Annotated in this window: 16 protein-coding genes and 1 tRNA gene; 8 read left to right on the top strand and 9 right to left on the bottom strand. The window is 63.3% G+C overall.

Annotated elements, in window-relative coordinates; translation table 11 throughout:
* Positions 1-6 precede the first annotated feature (6 nt).
* The 4 genes from MIC97_RS16605 to MIC97_RS16620 all read right to left on the bottom strand — a co-directional run bounded on the left by MIC97_RS16605 (position 7) and on the right by MIC97_RS16620 (position 3,105).
* Positions 7-879 carry a phage capsid protein gene (locus MIC97_RS16605; protein ID WP_239800937.1) on the bottom strand — a complete coding sequence of 291 codons (873 nt, stop codon included), beginning with the start codon at positions 877-879 and terminating at the stop codon, positions 7-9.
* A 148-nt stretch (positions 880-1,027) separates the two neighbouring features.
* On the bottom strand, positions 1,028-1,900 hold the full coding sequence (locus tag MIC97_RS16610) for a hypothetical protein (RefSeq protein WP_239800938.1): 873 nt from the start codon (positions 1,898-1,900) through the stop codon (positions 1,028-1,030).
* Between the two features lie 24 nt (positions 1,901-1,924).
* A complete protein-coding gene (locus tag MIC97_RS16615; RefSeq protein ID WP_239800939.1) occupies positions 1,925-2,287 on the bottom strand; it encodes a hypothetical protein in 363 nt (120 codons plus the stop codon).
* A complete protein-coding gene (locus tag MIC97_RS16620; protein ID WP_239800940.1) occupies positions 2,284-3,105 on the bottom strand; it encodes a portal protein in 822 nt (273 codons plus the stop codon). Before MIC97_RS16620 ends, MIC97_RS16615 begins: the two co-directional genes overlap by 4 nt.
* Positions 3,106-3,122: 17 nt before the next feature.
* Here MIC97_RS16620 and MIC97_RS16625 point away from each other — a divergent pair, with 17 nt between their 5' ends.
* From MIC97_RS16625 to MIC97_RS16650, 6 genes are all read left to right on the top strand, one after another.
* The gene (locus tag MIC97_RS16625) at positions 3,123-3,272 is read left to right on the top strand and encodes a hypothetical protein (RefSeq protein WP_239800941.1); all 150 of its coding nucleotides are present in this window, start codon (positions 3,123-3,125) and stop codon (positions 3,270-3,272) included.
* A gap of 221 nt (positions 3,273-3,493) precedes the next feature.
* Positions 3,494-3,697, top strand: coding sequence for a hypothetical protein (locus MIC97_RS16630; protein WP_239800942.1), 204 nt, complete (start codon positions 3,494-3,496; stop codon positions 3,695-3,697).
* Between the two features lie 93 nt (positions 3,698-3,790).
* Positions 3,791-4,060, top strand: coding sequence for a hypothetical protein (locus MIC97_RS16635; RefSeq protein ID WP_239800943.1), 270 nt, complete (start codon positions 3,791-3,793; stop codon positions 4,058-4,060).
* A 29-nt stretch (positions 4,061-4,089) separates the two neighbouring features.
* On the top strand, positions 4,090-5,535 hold the full coding sequence (locus tag MIC97_RS16640; RefSeq protein WP_239800944.1) for a hypothetical protein: 1,446 nt from the start codon (positions 4,090-4,092) through the stop codon (positions 5,533-5,535).
* 30 nt (positions 5,536-5,565) lie between these two features.
* On the top strand, positions 5,566-5,868 hold the full coding sequence (locus MIC97_RS16645) for a hypothetical protein (RefSeq protein WP_239800945.1): 303 nt from the start codon (positions 5,566-5,568) through the stop codon (positions 5,866-5,868).
* A 112-nt stretch (positions 5,869-5,980) separates the two neighbouring features.
* Entirely contained in the window at positions 5,981-6,178 is a 198-nt protein-coding gene (locus MIC97_RS16650) for a hypothetical protein (protein WP_239800946.1), read from the top strand.
* Positions 6,179-6,286: 108 nt separating this feature from the next.
* Here the strand turns inward: MIC97_RS16650 and MIC97_RS16655 are convergent.
* Positions 6,287-6,363 (bottom strand) — tRNA-Pro (locus MIC97_RS16655).
* Between the two features lie 186 nt (positions 6,364-6,549).
* Between MIC97_RS16655 and MIC97_RS16660 the strand changes: the two genes are divergently transcribed.
* Together MIC97_RS16660 and MIC97_RS16665 are read left to right on the top strand one after the other, a co-directional pair.
* Entirely contained in the window at positions 6,550-8,070 is a 1,521-nt protein-coding gene (locus MIC97_RS16660) for a phosphomannomutase/phosphoglucomutase (protein ID WP_239800947.1), read from the top strand.
* An 8-nt stretch (positions 8,071-8,078) separates the two neighbouring features.
* On the top strand, positions 8,079-10,316 hold the full coding sequence (locus MIC97_RS16665; protein ID WP_239800948.1) for a mannose-1-phosphate guanylyltransferase/mannose-6-phosphate isomerase: 2,238 nt from the start codon (positions 8,079-8,081) through the stop codon (positions 10,314-10,316).
* Here MIC97_RS16665 and betB read toward each other — a convergent pair.
* The 4 genes from betB to betI are packed head-to-tail and all read right to left on the bottom strand — an operon-like array spanning position 10,310 to position 15,590.
* Positions 10,310-11,773, bottom strand: coding sequence for a betaine-aldehyde dehydrogenase (gene betB / locus MIC97_RS16670; RefSeq protein WP_239800949.1), 1,464 nt, complete (start codon positions 11,771-11,773; stop codon positions 10,310-10,312). The genes MIC97_RS16665 and betB overlap by 7 nt on opposite strands.
* A 45-nt stretch (positions 11,774-11,818) precedes the next feature.
* On the bottom strand, positions 11,819-13,471 hold the full coding sequence (betA, locus tag MIC97_RS16675) for a choline dehydrogenase (RefSeq protein WP_239800950.1): 1,653 nt from the start codon (positions 13,469-13,471) through the stop codon (positions 11,819-11,821).
* A 2-nt stretch (positions 13,472-13,473) separates the two neighbouring features.
* Positions 13,474-15,003: a choline-sulfatase gene (gene betC / locus MIC97_RS16680; protein ID WP_239801177.1), complete on the bottom strand. Its 1,530-nt coding sequence runs from the start codon at positions 15,001-15,003 to the stop codon at positions 13,474-13,476.
* Positions 14,997-15,590: a transcriptional regulator BetI gene (gene betI / locus MIC97_RS16685; RefSeq protein ID WP_239800951.1), complete on the bottom strand. Its 594-nt coding sequence runs from the start codon at positions 15,588-15,590 to the stop codon at positions 14,997-14,999. Before betI ends, betC begins: the two co-directional genes overlap by 7 nt.
* Positions 15,591-15,668 lie beyond the last annotated feature (78 nt).

A 15,668-nucleotide genomic window follows, 5' to 3' on the forward strand; every position in this document is an offset into this window, starting at 1 on the left:
GGATTGTCAGACGATCGCGATCGCGCTGTTGGAGGACGTCGTGAAGCACTTGATGCCCTTGCCCTCCTGCATCGTGGTGGCGCAGCCCTTGGCTGCCATGTTGATCGTCCACCAGTCCTCGTAGTTGTCCCACTGGGGGATGACGCGCAGATCGGTATGGTTGCCCCAGCCGAGAGCCGACTTGTGCCAGATCATGAGGTCCTGCTTGTTGGCGGCCGGCACCCGGTAGAAGTCCTCCGGATCCTCTTCCACCTGAAGGAACCAGTTCACGCCGTTCCAGAAGCGGGTATCGGTGGCCTTGGTGAAGGGCAGGTCCTTCACCTGGTCGGCGGAGTTGACCACCTTGTTGGCAAGGAACTGGTTCCACTGCAGGGAGGGCAGGCCGCAGAACACCTGCCCGTCCCACGGCACCTTGTCGTTCTGCAGCGCCGCGCAGAGCGTAAGGGCGTTGGCGGCCGAGAACGCACCGGCCGAGAAATCGAGCCCCGCATCCGCGGCGGGCTTCGCCGCCTTCATGACATCGTAGATTTCGATATCCGTCGCGCGGCCGAGCGCCATGGCGCCGGACTGGTAGACGATTTCCTTTTCGTCCACGGTCATGCGATCGAGGTCATATTCCTCAACCGTGTCGAAGGCAGTCCAGGTTGCCAGCGGCACCTCGAACTTCTTGCGCTCGGCATTCGAGGGCACGTTGCGCTGGTTGCGCGTCTTCTTGACGGCCTTGGACTTTCCCGCAAGCCAGAATACGGCCTTTTCCGCGCCTTCGATGCGCGTTGCCTGGGTGACCATGGGGCGCAGTCGATTGCCCTTGTTCTGGTAGATGTGCATGGCCCGGTTCGCATACTGGGTAGGGAACCAGGTGGGAGCGTTCACAGTCATGGATGGTACTCCGATGTTGATGGGAAACACCGGGGTGGAGAGGCCGCGAACGCGCCGGCAGGTCCGCTCGAGGGCGGAGAGGCCACCGGCGGCGCAGGTCCGCCCGAAAGTGTGAGGGCAAGCCTACGCGCGCGGCGATGCCGTCAACTCACCAGGCCGTCTTGTTGGCTGGGGCGAGGCGCTGATAGGCCTCGTCATAGCGTTTGCGCAGCGCCTCGTCGAAACGCTGTGCGGGATCCGGATGGTTGCGATTGTTCGGGTCGATGCGCGGATCCGCGTCCAGCTTCTTGAGATCTTCGGCCGTCATCGCGCCGGCGGCGTTACCCTCGCCGCCGATGCGGATGCCGTTTTCCGCCAGCCGCCCGGACAATGCGCGCAGCAGGATGTTCCCGGCGGCCGTATCTGTCAGCGACATCAGCTGCGCCTCGACCTCCGGCTTGAGCTTTTCCGGAATATCACGCAGCTGGGAGAGAAGGCCCTTGGCGAAGGCGTCGGTGTCGGTGAGCGCCTTGGTCGCGCTGGCCGCGTCGAGGCCGAGCTCCGAGGCAAAGGCGGTGAGCTCCGCCTTGGGATCATAAGGCGCGCCCAGCAAGCCCTGATCGACGAGCGGCCCGTACAGGTCCTCGATAATGCCCGCGAACATTTCCTGCGGTGCGCCATGCTTGTGGAAGGCGTTACGCGCCTCGGCGAAAATCGGGTTTTGCGCGAGATCGCCGAAATAGGGTTTGAGCTTGTCGCTGGGATTGTAGCTATAGAGATCCGGCTTTTCCGGAGCTTTTGGCAGGCCGGCAAGCTTTGTGCGCAGCCCTTCGGCCCTGGTGCTGACTTCGCTGAATGCGGGCAGCAGTTTGCTCAAGGTTTCGTCGGCCGTGGAGCCGCGAAATTGTTCCGGCAGTCCTTCCGGCGCGGACCAAGCGCCGGCGCCACCACCAGCACCGCCACCACCGGCGCCGGCACCGCCACCCATGCCGCCGCCTTCGTTCTCGCGAAGCGGCAGATATTTTTCAAGCAATGATCTCATGTCACGTTTCCTTGCTGCCGGCGGTCAGACGTCGCGAGGTGCCGGCCCTTCCTCGTTTCGCCCCTTGGCGATCTGCCTGAAGATTTCATGCACGAGGGCATTCTGACCCTCGCGGAAAGCGCCGAAGACGGCCATCGACATTGGGTCGAGGCCGAGGTTCACGAAGAACACCGTGCGCCCGAGCGTGGCCTTGTGCATCGCCTCGAGGGCTTTTGCGCCACCGGGCGTGGCGGCGAACTCCGCCCAGGCGCGCGCTACCGCGCGGGCGTCTTCGCCCTCGAGGCTCCTGCGCACGTCGAGGCGCTGCTTTACCTTGTCGTCGGCGGCGTCGAACCACTCCCAGCCGCTGGCGGCCGCACCGGAGATCAGGCTTTCGATGTCGTTCACGCCGGCATCCCTCCCGCTGCGCCGCCGGCGGAAAGAGCCGCTGCGGCAGCTGCCGCCGCAGCGGCCGCCTGCGCCTCTTTCTCGTCCATGTCCTTGCGCTCGGCTTCGGTGACGATGTAACGGGATGGAACGCCCATATCGGTTCCGATGTCCGTGAGCATCTCTTCCACCTTGGCGATGCGGCCGATGCCCTGGGGCGCGCCGACCGATGTCATGATGGCGATGACCATTTCCAGCCACTGGATGATCTTGCCGACACGCTCGGCCTCGCGCGCCAGCGCCAGGGGCGATTTGACCTTGACCCTGACAAGCAGCTGGTCGATCGGGATTTCCGTGCTGATCAACCCCTTGTCATAGGCCAGTTCCATGCGCCGCCGGACGGCCGGCACCACGATTTCCTTCACGAGCCGCCCGAATGCCCCGATATGATCGGCGGCGAGCCGCTTCACGCGCTCGAGGATTTCCGTCGCCGATTTCACAGCCGCGGTGTCCGGCGGCAGCGTCTGGTCCATCATCGTGGCCTTGATCTCGGACTGCATGTCCTTGACCACCAGTCCCGCTAGATCCAGCCGAGGATCCGGGAAGCGGGAAACCGAGGGTCCGAGCGTGCCGCCGTTGCGGGCAACCTTCCAGAAGACGCCGGGCTCGAGCGGAGCGAGATCGGGATTGAAAACGCCATCGTCAACGGCCGTGTAGATGCCGAGCATGGCGATCGCGCCGGCCTGCAGCATGATCCGTTTCGCAGTGTTCGCGGTCTTGATGGTCGGCATTGCGAGCATGACCAGGCCGCGGCCCTTCGTCTCGCCAGGGACGCGCATGTAGCGCGGCGTCAGCCATGGGCATAGTGATGGGCTGGCTTGACATCATCCTCCTCGGCGCCGCGGCCGCTGTCGTGTTCCTCATCACCCTGTCCGTCGGCGTCGTCCTGTTCGCCCTGCCGCGCCCGCGTGACTTCGGCCATTTCGGCCTGAGGCGCGACCGATGATCGACGTCTGGATTTTCATCGCCGCCATCGTCGCCTTTGCGATCTTCGGCTTCATGGCCGGCATCGTTGTCGAACGCGACCGGGATCCCCGCCGCAGGAAGTAACCCCGATCCGGCCGACGCCTCCCCAAGCAGCCCAGGGCGGCCGGGCAGCCGGCGGGATAGCCATCCCCTCTCCGCTATCCCGCCGGCGATCTCTTCTCAACCTGAAAGGATGGAGCCATGAACTACGCAGAAACCTGTGCGCGCGCCGTGAGCGTGGAGGAAACCGTGTCGCGGTCGCCGGCGCTCACCGCCGCCCGTCGGGCGTTCCTCGATACCGGCAAGCCGTCGCTGTCGATCCGGCAGCGCATCGTCCTGCCGCGCGATGACCTGGATGCGCGGCTGGATGCCGCGATCGCGGCTTACCTCAGCCATTCCGGCTGATTGAGCTGCGGCCGCCGGAACGGCCTGTGTAAGGCGTAGCTGTTCCGGCTTTTGCCTTCGGGCAGCATCATGAAATCATGAAAGGATGAAAACATGACCCATCAACTGGGCGATGGCCCGATCGATCCAAAGCTTCAGGATGTAATGGTCGCCTTGGCGAAAGGTGTCGACGAGATCCTGAACGGCGACGCGAAAGGGGCGGACCGGAAGGTCGGATTCGTGATGCTGACCTTCCCTTATGGCCCGATTGATGGCCGCTGCAATTTCATATCGAACGGCGCCGATCGGCGCGACTTGGTCACGCTTTTCAAGGAAATGATCGCCCGGTTCGAAGGCCAGCCACATATCTCCGGCAACGCCTGACGATGGCCATCCACAGGAGCTTTTGACAAATGCGCGCGCCAGCCTCACCTTTCCCGTCCGTTTCGAGGGCTGCAATGGGCACCGTCACCATAAAGATCCCGCTGGTTACGTGGCGCGATGGCCGGCCGCGCTACTTCCCGTCGCCGTCGGCACGGGAACTTGGCTACAAGGGCGAGGATCTGCGCCATGGGCGCAGCGGCCCGTGGTTCGGTCTCGACGAGGCCATCGCGTGGTCGCAGGCGCGCCAGCAGGAAATAGCAGAAAAGCGCGAGGCGATCGCCGCGGGCCAGACGACCGCGCGCAAAACGGCGAATGCCACCGCCCGCCAGCGCGCCGCTGGCCGCGTCACCATCAGCCAGGTGATGGAGGCATACCTTGCCAGTCCGCGCATGCAGGGCCGGGAAATCGTGCAGGGAAAGAAGAAGCGTCGGCCGCTTTCCGATGGCACCATCCGCTATTATCGCGGCGCCATCCGCTGCCTGGAGAATTTCGAGGGCGGCGAATGGTGGCACGAGCCGGCCGACGATCTCACCGGCCACACGCTCGACGGGCTGATCGACGCGATCGAACAGGCGCACGGGCTGGCGCAGGCAAGGGCGGTGCGCGGCGTTATCTCGGTGGCCTTTGAAGCCGGGCGCAAGGACAAGCTTGTGCATCACAACCCGGCGCAGGAAAGCAGCACGACGCTGCCGATGCTGCCCCGGCGCGTCCGGCCGGCGACGGTCGAGGAATTCGCCCGATTGGTTGCCGCGGCCGACGCGCTCGGCCTGCACGATGTCGGCGACCTGCTCTGCGCCGGCGCATGGACTGGCCAGCGCCAGAACGATCGTCGATCGCTCACTGCCGGGCAGATATCCGCCGACGGCATCCTGTTCGCGCCGCACAAGAAGGACGCCGGCGGCCAGCGGCTGCTTATCCCGGTTGCCTCCATGCTCGCCCGCCGCCTCGAGGCAGCCCGCCAGCGCCAGCGCGGCCGCAAGGTGCAGCAGCTCGGGGAGCGCCACGTCTTCATGTGGGAAGCGGGCGCACGCGCCTGGACGGAAGGGCGGTACGGCAAGATCTACCGCATGCTGCGCCACGCCGTGGCCTTCGGCTCGCCGGCGATCGATGAGAAGACCGGCAAGGCGGACAAGGAATGGAAGGCGCTGTTCGGCGGCCGCGACATCGCCGCGGAGCTGGCAGCCGCCGGCGTCGATCTGCTGCCATCGCTTGCGGATCTGCGCGACCAGGACATGCGCGACACCTGCCTGTCCTGGCTGTCGAGGGCAGGGGTCAACAAGTGGGAGCTGGCCGGTTTCAGCGGGCATGCGTTCGGCGGTGACGACAAGGTGCTCGGCCACTACGTCGATATCGACCCCGCCTTCGCCCGCGAAGGCATGCGCAAGCTCGAGGCATGGTATGCGCAGGAAGTGGCGGGGCTTGAGCAACGGAGGGCTGCCCGAGCCGAAGAAGGAAAATTTTCCTCCAAACCTTGACCCGAACGTAGGGCAGAACATTATAGGAACATGGTCCTATTTTCTGCCGTTCCCGGCAAGATGTATTTCGAAATCCGTTGTAACGACATTCCCCCGGGCTACATCCTCGGCGGCCGCTGCATCATGTGTTCACGCATGGGGCCGGTCGATCGGCATCTGATCGAGGAGAGGCATGGTCCGTACACGATGCTGCGCCATGTCGACAAGAAGCTGCGCTGCCGGAGATGTGGAAACGGCACGGCAAACCAGTTTGTGATTTACGGAAGGTCGATCCGGAAGGCTCCCACGCTGCCGGCCGGCGTCATTGATGTTCCTATAGCAGATACCCGTTGAAATAACGTTCACGGGGCGGGGTTTCGCGCAAAATTCACAGTGCAACCTTAGTTGAGTTCCGGCTTGGCCGGATCTTACGCGATTATCAGAGCGGGGATCATCGGGGGGCAGAATGTCGGCGCAGCATCAGATCGAAATGAACGTCGTCGAGGCGGATCAGATCGTCGCGGCGATCATCTTCATCATCGAGCACGTGGACGATTACCAGACGGAACTGCTGCGCCATTCGACGATCAGCCTGTCCTGGTGCGTGAGGGAGAAGTTGGCAGCCGTTCTGGAGGCGTCGAAACAGACCAAGTCACATGTGTGACGTGTGACCTGCTATCTGGATCACATGTTCGTCACATGTTCTAAGGCGGAATTGTTCACGCCGCATTGAATTTGCATGTAAAAATGAGATGCTTCGGGATTTTTCGACTGGTCGGAGTGGCAGGATTTGAACCTGCGACCCCGTCGTCCCGAACGACGTGCGCTACCAGGCTGCGCTACACTCCGTGACCAGTGGCGGGCTTATAACGCCGCGAATCTGTTCCTGCAAGCGGCAATGACACGACAATTTGCCTGTTTGTCACGATTGTTTGTGAACACGGCGGGATGGTGCGAGAATAACCCCCTTTAAAGGCTTTGCTGATAGGCAATGCAGCAGAGTTGCGTGTTAAAAAGGTGCGGGGGCCTGCTCAATTGAAGCTCAGGATCGTGGAACAGGCGAGGCCGAATACGTTCGGGTTCGAGACTTCGGCGCTGATTAAACCGACCGGCTTTCGCGAATATGACGCGCGCTGGTGGTTCGGCCGTCCGGGTGCGGAAAAGGAGCCGGAACTCAATCTGATCGGCGTGCAGGCGCTGGGCATGGGACTGGCGACGCTGATCCGCCGCATGGGCATCGGCCCCGAGATCGTGACGGGCCATGACTTCCGCGAGTATTCGCTTGCGATCAAGCTAACCCTGGCGTCGGGCCTGATGGCCGCCGGCGCGAAGGTGAAGGACATTGGCCTGGCCCTTTCGCCCATGGCCTATTTCGCGCAGTTCGCGCTCGACACGCCTTCGGTCGCCATGGTCACCGCTTCGCACAACGAAAACGGCTGGACCGGCGTGAAGATGGGCGCGCAGCGGCCGCTGACCTTTGGGCCGGACGAAATGTCGGCATTGAAGAAAATCGTTCTGGACGGCGACTTCGATCTCGTAGGTGGTGGTTCCTACGAATTCGTCCCCGATTTTCGCGACACTTATCTCGACGATCTGGTCGCGGGAAAACGGATATCGCGCAAGCTCAGGGTGGTCGCCGCCTGCGGTAACGGCACGGCGGGCGCTTTCGCGCCACAGGCGCTGGAACGAATCGGCTGCGAGGTGATCCCGCTCGACGTCGAATTGGACCACAGCTTCCCGCGCTACAATCCGAACCCGGAAGACATGCAGATGCTGCATGCCATCCGCGACAAGGTGCTGGAGACTGGCGCTGATGTGGGCCTCGGCTTCGATGGCGACGGCGACCGCTGCGGCGTGGTCGACAATGAAGGCAACGAGATCTTCGCCGACAAGGTCGGCGTCATGCTGGCGCGTGACATTTCGCAACAATATCCCGGCTCGTCCTTCGTCGTGGACGTCAAGTCGACGGGCCTGTTCAAGACCGATCCGCAATTGCAGGCCAATGGCGCTGTGACCGATTACTGGAAGACCGGTCATTCCTACATCAAGCGCCGGGTGGCCGAGCTTGGCGCCATCGCCGGTTTCGAGAAATCCGGCCACTTCTTCTTCAACCCGCCGATCGGGCGCGGCTATGATGATGGGCTGGTGACGGCGATTGCCGTGTGCGGCATGCTCGACCGCAATCCGTCAAAGTCGATGGCCGATCTATATCGGGAACTGCCGGTCACATACGGCACGCCGACCATGTCGCCGCATTGCGACGATGAGATCAAATATGGTGTGGTCGAGCGCGTGCTGGCCGATTTCGAGGCGATGAAGGCCGCCGGAGAACGCTTTGCCGGACAGGCGATCGCCGAACTGGTGACGGTAAACGGCGTTCGCGTCGTGGCCGAGGATGGCACCTGGGGGCTGATCCGGGCGTCGTCCAACAAGCCCGAGCTGGTCGTGGTGGTGGAAAGCCCGGTTTCTGCGGAACGGCGGCGCGAGATGTTCGAGGCGCTGGACGCCGTGCTGCGGCGCAGCCCGGAAGTCGGTCCCTACAACCAGACATTTTGAGCGTGACCATGAGTGACCTTATCGCCTGTTTCGTGATGAGCGGCGGCGTGGGATCGCGGCTGTGGCCGCTGTCGCGCGAGGACAATCCCAAGCAGTTTCACGATCTGTCAGGCGATGGGTCGATGCTGGCCAAGACGCTGCGGCGCATGACAGGCCGGACGGCGGGTGTCGCACCTGTGTTCCTGATCGCATCCGAACGCCATGCCGGGCGCGTGCATGGCGACATCAATGGCATCGAACTCGCTGGCGGCGGCGTGCTGTTCGAGCCGGTGGGGCGCAATACGGCCGCCGCGGTGGCGCTGGCTACGCTGCGCACGCTGGCCGATTTCGGCGACAGCCTCGTGCTGGTGGTTCCTTCCGACCACGAAATTTCCACCACCGCGCAATTCTGGCAGACGGTGGAGCAGGGCGTGCCGGCAGCTGGTGCGGGCAGGCTGGTGGTGTTCGGCATTCGCCCCGATCAGCCCGAAACCGGCTATGGCTATATCGAAGTCGGCGTGGAGCATGGCGGCGTGTTCGATGTCTCGCGCTTCGTGGAAAAGCCCGACACCGGGACGGCGCAGAAATACGTTGCGGCAGGAAATTACTACTGGAATGCGGGCATCTTCCTGTTCCGGGCGAGCGTGATGCGCGATGCTTTCCTGCGCTTCCAGCCGGATATATGGGCCGCGACGGAGAAAGCTTTCGCAGCCGCCAGAACCGATCTTTCCGGCCTCTATATGCCGGAGGATCTCTATGCGGCGATCCCGTCCGATTCCATCGACTATGCGGTGATGGAACGTGCCGAAGGCATCGCCATGGTGCCAGCGGGCTTTCGCTGGAACGATCTCGGTTCGTGGCAGTCCCTGCTCGATGTCGGGCCTTCCGATGAAAACGGCAATGTCATCATTGGCGATGTCGTCGCCATCGATTGCGAGAACTCCTATATCCGCAGCCATGGCCGGCTTCTGTCGGCGGTCGGACTGAAGGATACGGCCGTGGTCGCCACCGCCGACGCGACCTTCGTGGCGCCTGTCTCGCACAGCCAGAATGTGCGCAAGGTGGTGCAGCAGCTCGAAAAGAGCGGAAGGCTGGAAACACGCTTCACGCCGTCGCACGACCGGGTGGTGGAAAGCGGCGCGTGGCGCAGCCGCGTGCGGCACTGGCTGTTCGATGAGGCGCTGCCCTTGTGGTCGACCGTTGGCGTGGACGAGCGCCATGGTGGGTTTCATGAGGCGCTGGGGCTGGATGCCGTGCCGCTGGCCAGGCCGAAGCGCATGCGCACCATGGCGCGGCAGGTCTACGGCTTTGCGGTCGCGCGGTCGCGCGGCTGGGATGGGCCTGCCGACCGGCTGATCGCGCACGGGCTGGAGTTCATGTCGCGCGGCCGCACCGACCGGGGCGGCTGGGTGCGTACCCTCAATGTCGACGGTTCGATAAACGATGCGACGGAAGACGCCTACGACCATTCCTGCGTGCTTCTGGCACTCGCCCACGCTCATATGTGCGGCAATCCGGATGCGCTGAGGCTCGGACGGGAAACATTCGCTTTCCTTGACGAGCATCTGGAGGACAGCAGCCTTGCCGGCTTTCTTGAAGCGCCGGAGGGCGGCAGCCTGCGCCGCTCCAACCCGCATATGCATCTGCTGGAAGCGTTTCTGGCCTGGCATGAGGCGACCGGCGACAGGACCTATCTGCGCCGTGCCGCCCGTATCGTCGATCTGTTCCGCAGCTATTTCTTCGACGCCGATTCATGGACCGTAGGCGAATTCTTCGAGGATGGCTGGGCGCCGGCCCCGGATGGCAAAGGCGACTGGACGGAGCCCGGCCATCATTTCGAATGGGCCTCGCTGCTGATCGACTTCGCCAATCGTAGTGGCCAGAAGAGCCTGACCACCTATGCCCGCAAGCTCTATGCCTCGGCTGTCGCCAATGGCCTGAACCGCGCCACGGGCCTTGCTTATGGCGCGGTGTCGAAGCAGGGCATGCCGCTCGATCTGGTGTCGCGAAGCTGGCCGCAGACGGAGGCGATCAAGGCATCGATCGCGCTGGATCGGGCCGACGGGCCGGACCTCAAGCCTGAGATCGAGGCGCGCGTGGGCCGCCTGTTCCGCTGGCATATCGATCCCGCACCGGTGGGGCTGTGGGTCGATCGCATCGACGAGCGCGGCCGGTCGGTGGCGACCGAGGTGCCGGCCTCGATTTTCTATCACCTCGTCTACGCGCTAATGCAGTATCTGGACGCGACGACGGAGACAGGTCAGTAGGGGCTGTCGACGTCGCCGGTCTCCACATAGACCGACTTGATCTGCGAATAGTGCTGGAGGGCGGCCAACGAATTCTCGCGCCCGATGCCGGACTGCTTGTAGCCGCCGAACGGCATCTCGACCGGGGTGAGATTGTAGGCGTTGATCCAGCAGGTGCCGGCCTGCAGCTCACCGATGACGCGGTGCGCGCGGGTCATGTCGCGGGTGAAGACGCCGGCGGCAAGACCGAACTCGGTGCCGTTGGCGCGGCCGATCACTTCGTCTTCATCATCGAAGGACAAGACGCTCATCACGGGGCCGAAAATCTCCTCGCGCGCGATGCGCATCGTGTCGGTAACGCCGGTGAAGACGGTGGGTTCGACAAAGAAGCCGCCGTCGAAGCCTTGCAGGGCAGGGGCATTGCCGCCGCAGGCGAGGACAGCACCTTCCTGCTTGCCGGCTTCGATATAGGACAGCACACGCTGATGCTGGGCCTTGCTGACCAGCGGCCCCATCTGGGTTTCGGGGTCGAGCGGATCGCCGATGCGGATTTTCTTGGTGCGCTCGACAAGGCGTTCGACGAAACGGCCGTGGAGACCTTTCTGGACGAAGACGCGGGTTCCGTTGGAGCAGACCTGACCGGTCGAATAGAAATTGCCGAGCATGGCCCCGCCGACAGCGTTTTCCAGGTCGGCATCATCGAAGACGATGAGCGGCGACTTGCCGCCAAGTTCCATGGTGGCGTGCTTCATGTCGGCTCCGGCCTGCGCCAGAACGCGCTTGCCGGTAGCGACCGAACCGGTGACCGACACCTTGGCGACGGACGGATGGCCGACAAGCGAAGCGCCGACATCGCCATAGCCCTGCACCACGTTGAACAGGCCGTCCGGCAGGCCGGCCTCGGAATAGATTTCGGCCAGCGCCAGCGCCGACAATGGCGTGTTCTCGGACGGCTTGAACACCATGGCGTTGCCCATGGCGAGCGCGGGTGCGGATTTCCAGCCGGCGATCTGGATCGGATAGTTCCACGCGCCGATGCCGACACAGACACCGAGCGGTTCGCGCCGCGTGTAGGCGAAGGGGCCGCCGAGGTCGATGAACTCGCCGTTGAAGCTGGCAATGGCACCAGCGAAATATTCGAGGCAGTCGGCGGCGGAAGGGGCGTCGGCCACCAGCGTCTCCTGAATGGCCTTGCCGGTATCGAGCGTTTCGAGCCGCGCCAGAGCCTCATTGCGCTCGCGCAGAATATCGGCGGCGCGGCGCAGGATGCGGCCGCGCTCGACGGGCTTGAGGCGCGCCCATTCGGCCTGCGCGGCGCGCGCCGATTCGATGGCCAGCTCGATGATGTTGGGCGTCGCCGCATGCAGCGTGGCGATGCGTTCGCCGGTGGCCGGATAGATGACGGCGATCTCGGCGCCACGGTCGTCGTCGATGTAACGTCCGTTGACGTAATGCGAGGCGGTCGGCTGGGCGCGCATGGCAGGCTCCGGTAGTTCCATCGGATCGGTTGAAAGGACTTTGGCTTATCTGTCCGACTGTTGCCAGCGCGGATTGATCCAGGGTTCCAGATTGGACGGCGGCAGCGGGGTGCGGCCGAGAATATGATCAGCGGCCTTTTCGCCGGTCATGATCGACGGTGCGTTGAGGTTGCCGTTGGTGATGCGCGGGAAGATGGACGAATCCGCGACCCTCAGACCTTCAACGCCGATGACCCGGCATTCAGGGTCCACAACGCTCATCGGATCACCGGCCCGGCCCATGCGGCAGGTGCCACAAGGGTGCAGCGCACTCTCGGCATGATCGCGAATGAAGGCATCGAGTTCTTCGTCGGTTTGCACATCACTGCCGGGAGAGATCTCCCTGCCACGATAGGGATCGAAGGCGGCTTGTGAAAAGATTTCGCGGGTGAGGCGGATGCAGTGGCGGAATTCCGTCCAGTCGTCAGGATGCGACATGTAGTTGAAGCAGATGACGGGTTTTTCCCGCGCATCGGGAGAACGCAGCGTAACGCTGCCGCGCGATCTGGAGCGCATCGGCCCGACATGCGCCTGAAAACCGTGCGTGTCGGCGACCGCTTTGCCATCGTAACGCACGGCGGCGGGGATGAAGTGATACTGGATATCCGGGTAATCGATGCCGGCTGCCGAGCGCAGAAAGGCGGCGGCCTCGAAATGATTGGTGGCGCCGAGACCGCTCTTGAACAGCAGCCACTGTGCGCCGATCAGCGCCTTTGAGATCGGATTAAGGACCGAGTTCAGCGTGATCGGCTGGGTGGATTCCTGCTGGATATAGAGTTCCAGATGATCCTGGAGATTGGCCCCGACACCCGGCCTGTCGGCAACCACTGCGATGCCGTTGTCCTGCAGATGTCGTGCGGGGCCGATGCCGGAAAGCATCAGGATTTTCGGCGAGTTGATCGAGGAGGCAGCGACGATCACCTCCCGTCGCGCTTTAACGACCTGAATCTGTCCGCGAACTTCGATCTCGACGCCGGTGGCGCGTTGATTCTCGATGATGACTTTTCGCGCGAAGCCGCTGACCAGACTCACATTTCTGCGTTTGAGGGCAGGGCGCAGATAGGCATTGGCGGTAGACCAGCGCCGGCCGCGATGGATGGTCTGTTCCATCGGCCCGAAACCTTCCTGCTTCGAGCCGTTGTAGTCAGCGGTCAGCTCGAAACCGGCCTGCTGGCCGGCCTCGATAAAGGCGGCGTAGAGGGGGTTTGCGCGCTTGCCGCGCTGGACGTGCAGCGGGCCGCTGGTTCCGCGCCAGCCTTGCTCGCCGCCGTGGGAGTGCTCCATACGCTTGAAGTAGGGAAGCACGTCGGCATAGCTCCAGCCGGCAGCGCCTTCCTCCGCCCAGTGGTCGAAATCGCGGGCGTGGCCGCGCACATAGACCATGCCGTTGATGGAAGAAGAGCCACCCAGAACCTTGCCGCGCGGCGTGGCGAGAACCCTTCCGCCCAGATGCGGTTCGGGCTCGCTGGAAAAACCCCAGTCGTAGAGCGGCATGTTGAGCGGGATCGACAGGGCGGACGGCATCTGGATCAGTGGGCCGTAATCGGTACCGCCATATTCGATGACGATGACCGAATGCCTGCCATCCTCGGAGAGCCGGTAGGCCATGGCCGAGCCGGCGGAACCGGAGCCGATGATGACGAAGTCTGCCTCATGCATGGCTATTCACCTCGCGGAAAGCGCTTCTGTTCTTCGAGGGTGTTGAGATCCATGTGGTTGCGCATGTAGCGTTCGGACGCTTTTTGCAGAGGCTGGAAATCCCACGGGAAGTAAGCGCCGTTGCGCAGCGCGGGATAGACGACCCAGCGCTGTGCCTGGCTCTGGCGCACGGCAGCGTCGAAGGCGGCCATGTCCCAGCGCGCCCGGACTTTTTCCATGAAGGCAGCGACCAGACCGGCATTTTCGGGAGCGGCCGCAAGGTTTTCCCGTTCGAGAGGATCCGATTCCAGATCAAACAGTTGCGGCGGGTCGATCTCGCAATGCACGAACTTGTGCTTGCCGTCGCGGATGGCGACCAACGGAGCATAGGAGCCTTCCGCCGCATATTCCATCAGTACCGGCTCGCTGCGCTCTTTGCCCTGCATGAGGGGCTTCAGCGACTGCCCGTCCGTCCATGGCATGATGGCGGAAATGTCGATGCCGGCGAGGTCGCAGAGGGTGGGGCAGATGTCGAGGTTGGAGACAGGCGCGTCGATAGGGGAAGGCGCGATGGCTTTGCTCGCGATCATCAGCGGAACGCGCGCGGAGCCTTCGAAGAAGCTCATCTTGAACCACAGGCCGCGCTCGCCCAGCATGTCGCCATGGTCGGAGCAGAACAGGATGATCGTGTCATCGGCCATGCGCGTGCGGTCGAGCACGTCCAGCAACTCGCCAACCTTGTCGTCGATATAGGAGATGTTGGCGAAATAGCCTTGCCGCGCGCGGCGCACCTGCTCGGGCTTGATGTCGAAACTGGCATAGTCGCTGGCGAGATAGAGGCGCTGCGAATGCGGGTCCTGCTGGTCATGGGCAATGAAGCCCACCTCCGGTTCCAGTTGCGGGCAGTCCTCGTAGAGATCCCAGTATTTGCGGCGCGCCACATAGGGGTCGTGCGGGTGGGTGAAGGAGACGGTCAGGCACCATGGACGGCGGTTTTCATCGCCGGACTGGCGCGACAGGTCGTAGAGCTTCTGGCCGGCGAGGAAGGCGACCTCGTCGTCATATTCCATCTGGTTGGTGATCTCCGCGACGCCCGCCCCAGTGACGGAACCCAGATTGTGATACCACCAGTCGATGCGTTCGCCGGGCTTGCGGTAGTCCGGCGTCCAGCCGAAATCGGCCGGGTAGATGTCGGTGGTCAGACGCTCTTCGAAGCCGTGCAACTGATCCGGTCCGACGAAGTGCATCTTGCCCGACAGGCAGGTGTGGTAGCCGGCGGCGCGCAGATGATGGGCGAAGGTGGGAACCGATGAGGCGAATTCGGCGGCGTTGTCATAGACGCCGGTGCGCGATGGAAGCTGGCCGCTCATGAAGGAGGCGCGGGCAGGCGAGCACAGGGGCGAGGCGGTGTAGTTGTTGCGGAAACGGGCCGAGCGGGCCGAAAGCGCGCGAAGATGAGGCGCATGAAGAAATTCGGCCGGGCCATCGGGAAACAGGGTTCCGGCGAGCTGGTCGACCATGAGGATCAGGATGTTAGGCCGGTTGCTCATGATGAATTCGCCTGTTGTCTGAGTTTCGCATCGACATAATCCTCGACCAGCGAGGCCACACTTGCGGGATTGGGAAGACCGTCACGCAAGGCGCGGCGGATGTAGAGACCGTCGATCATGGCAGCGATTGCTTCCGCCATGCGTCGGGCTTCCGTACGGCCGGCCAGCGGAACGAGCGCGCTCATCAGGTTGGAATGCTGACGCCTTGCATAAACGCGCAGCAGGCGGCGTAGCGGCGGAGAATTCTGAGCCTCCACATAGAAGGCCAGCCACGCATGCACGGTTTCCTCGCGAAACTGTGCGGCATTGAAATTGACGGCGATGATCGCGGACAGGCGCTCGCGCGCCGTGATGGCGTTTTTAAGCGCCACGACCGCGTCACGGCCCAGATCGGCCAGCAATTGTCGCATCGTGGCCTGCAAAAGCACTTCCTTCGGGCCGAAATAGTGATGCGCAAGCGCGGAGGAAACGCCGGCGCGCCCGGCGATCTCCGAAACGGTCACGTTCAGCGTGCCGCGTTCGCCCACGGTGGAAATGGTGGCGTCAATCAGCGCCCGGCGGCGCAAGGGCTCCATTCCGATTTTTGGCATTCTGGCTTCTCCTTAGGGCAAGTGTATTTTTGATTGACTGATCAATCAATAAAAAATCGAGCAATTTGTACCTGACCC

Source organism: Aquamicrobium sp. NLF2-7 (assembly GCF_022359935.1).
Classification (GTDB): domain Bacteria; phylum Pseudomonadota; class Alphaproteobacteria; order Rhizobiales; family Rhizobiaceae; genus Mesorhizobium; species Mesorhizobium lusatiense.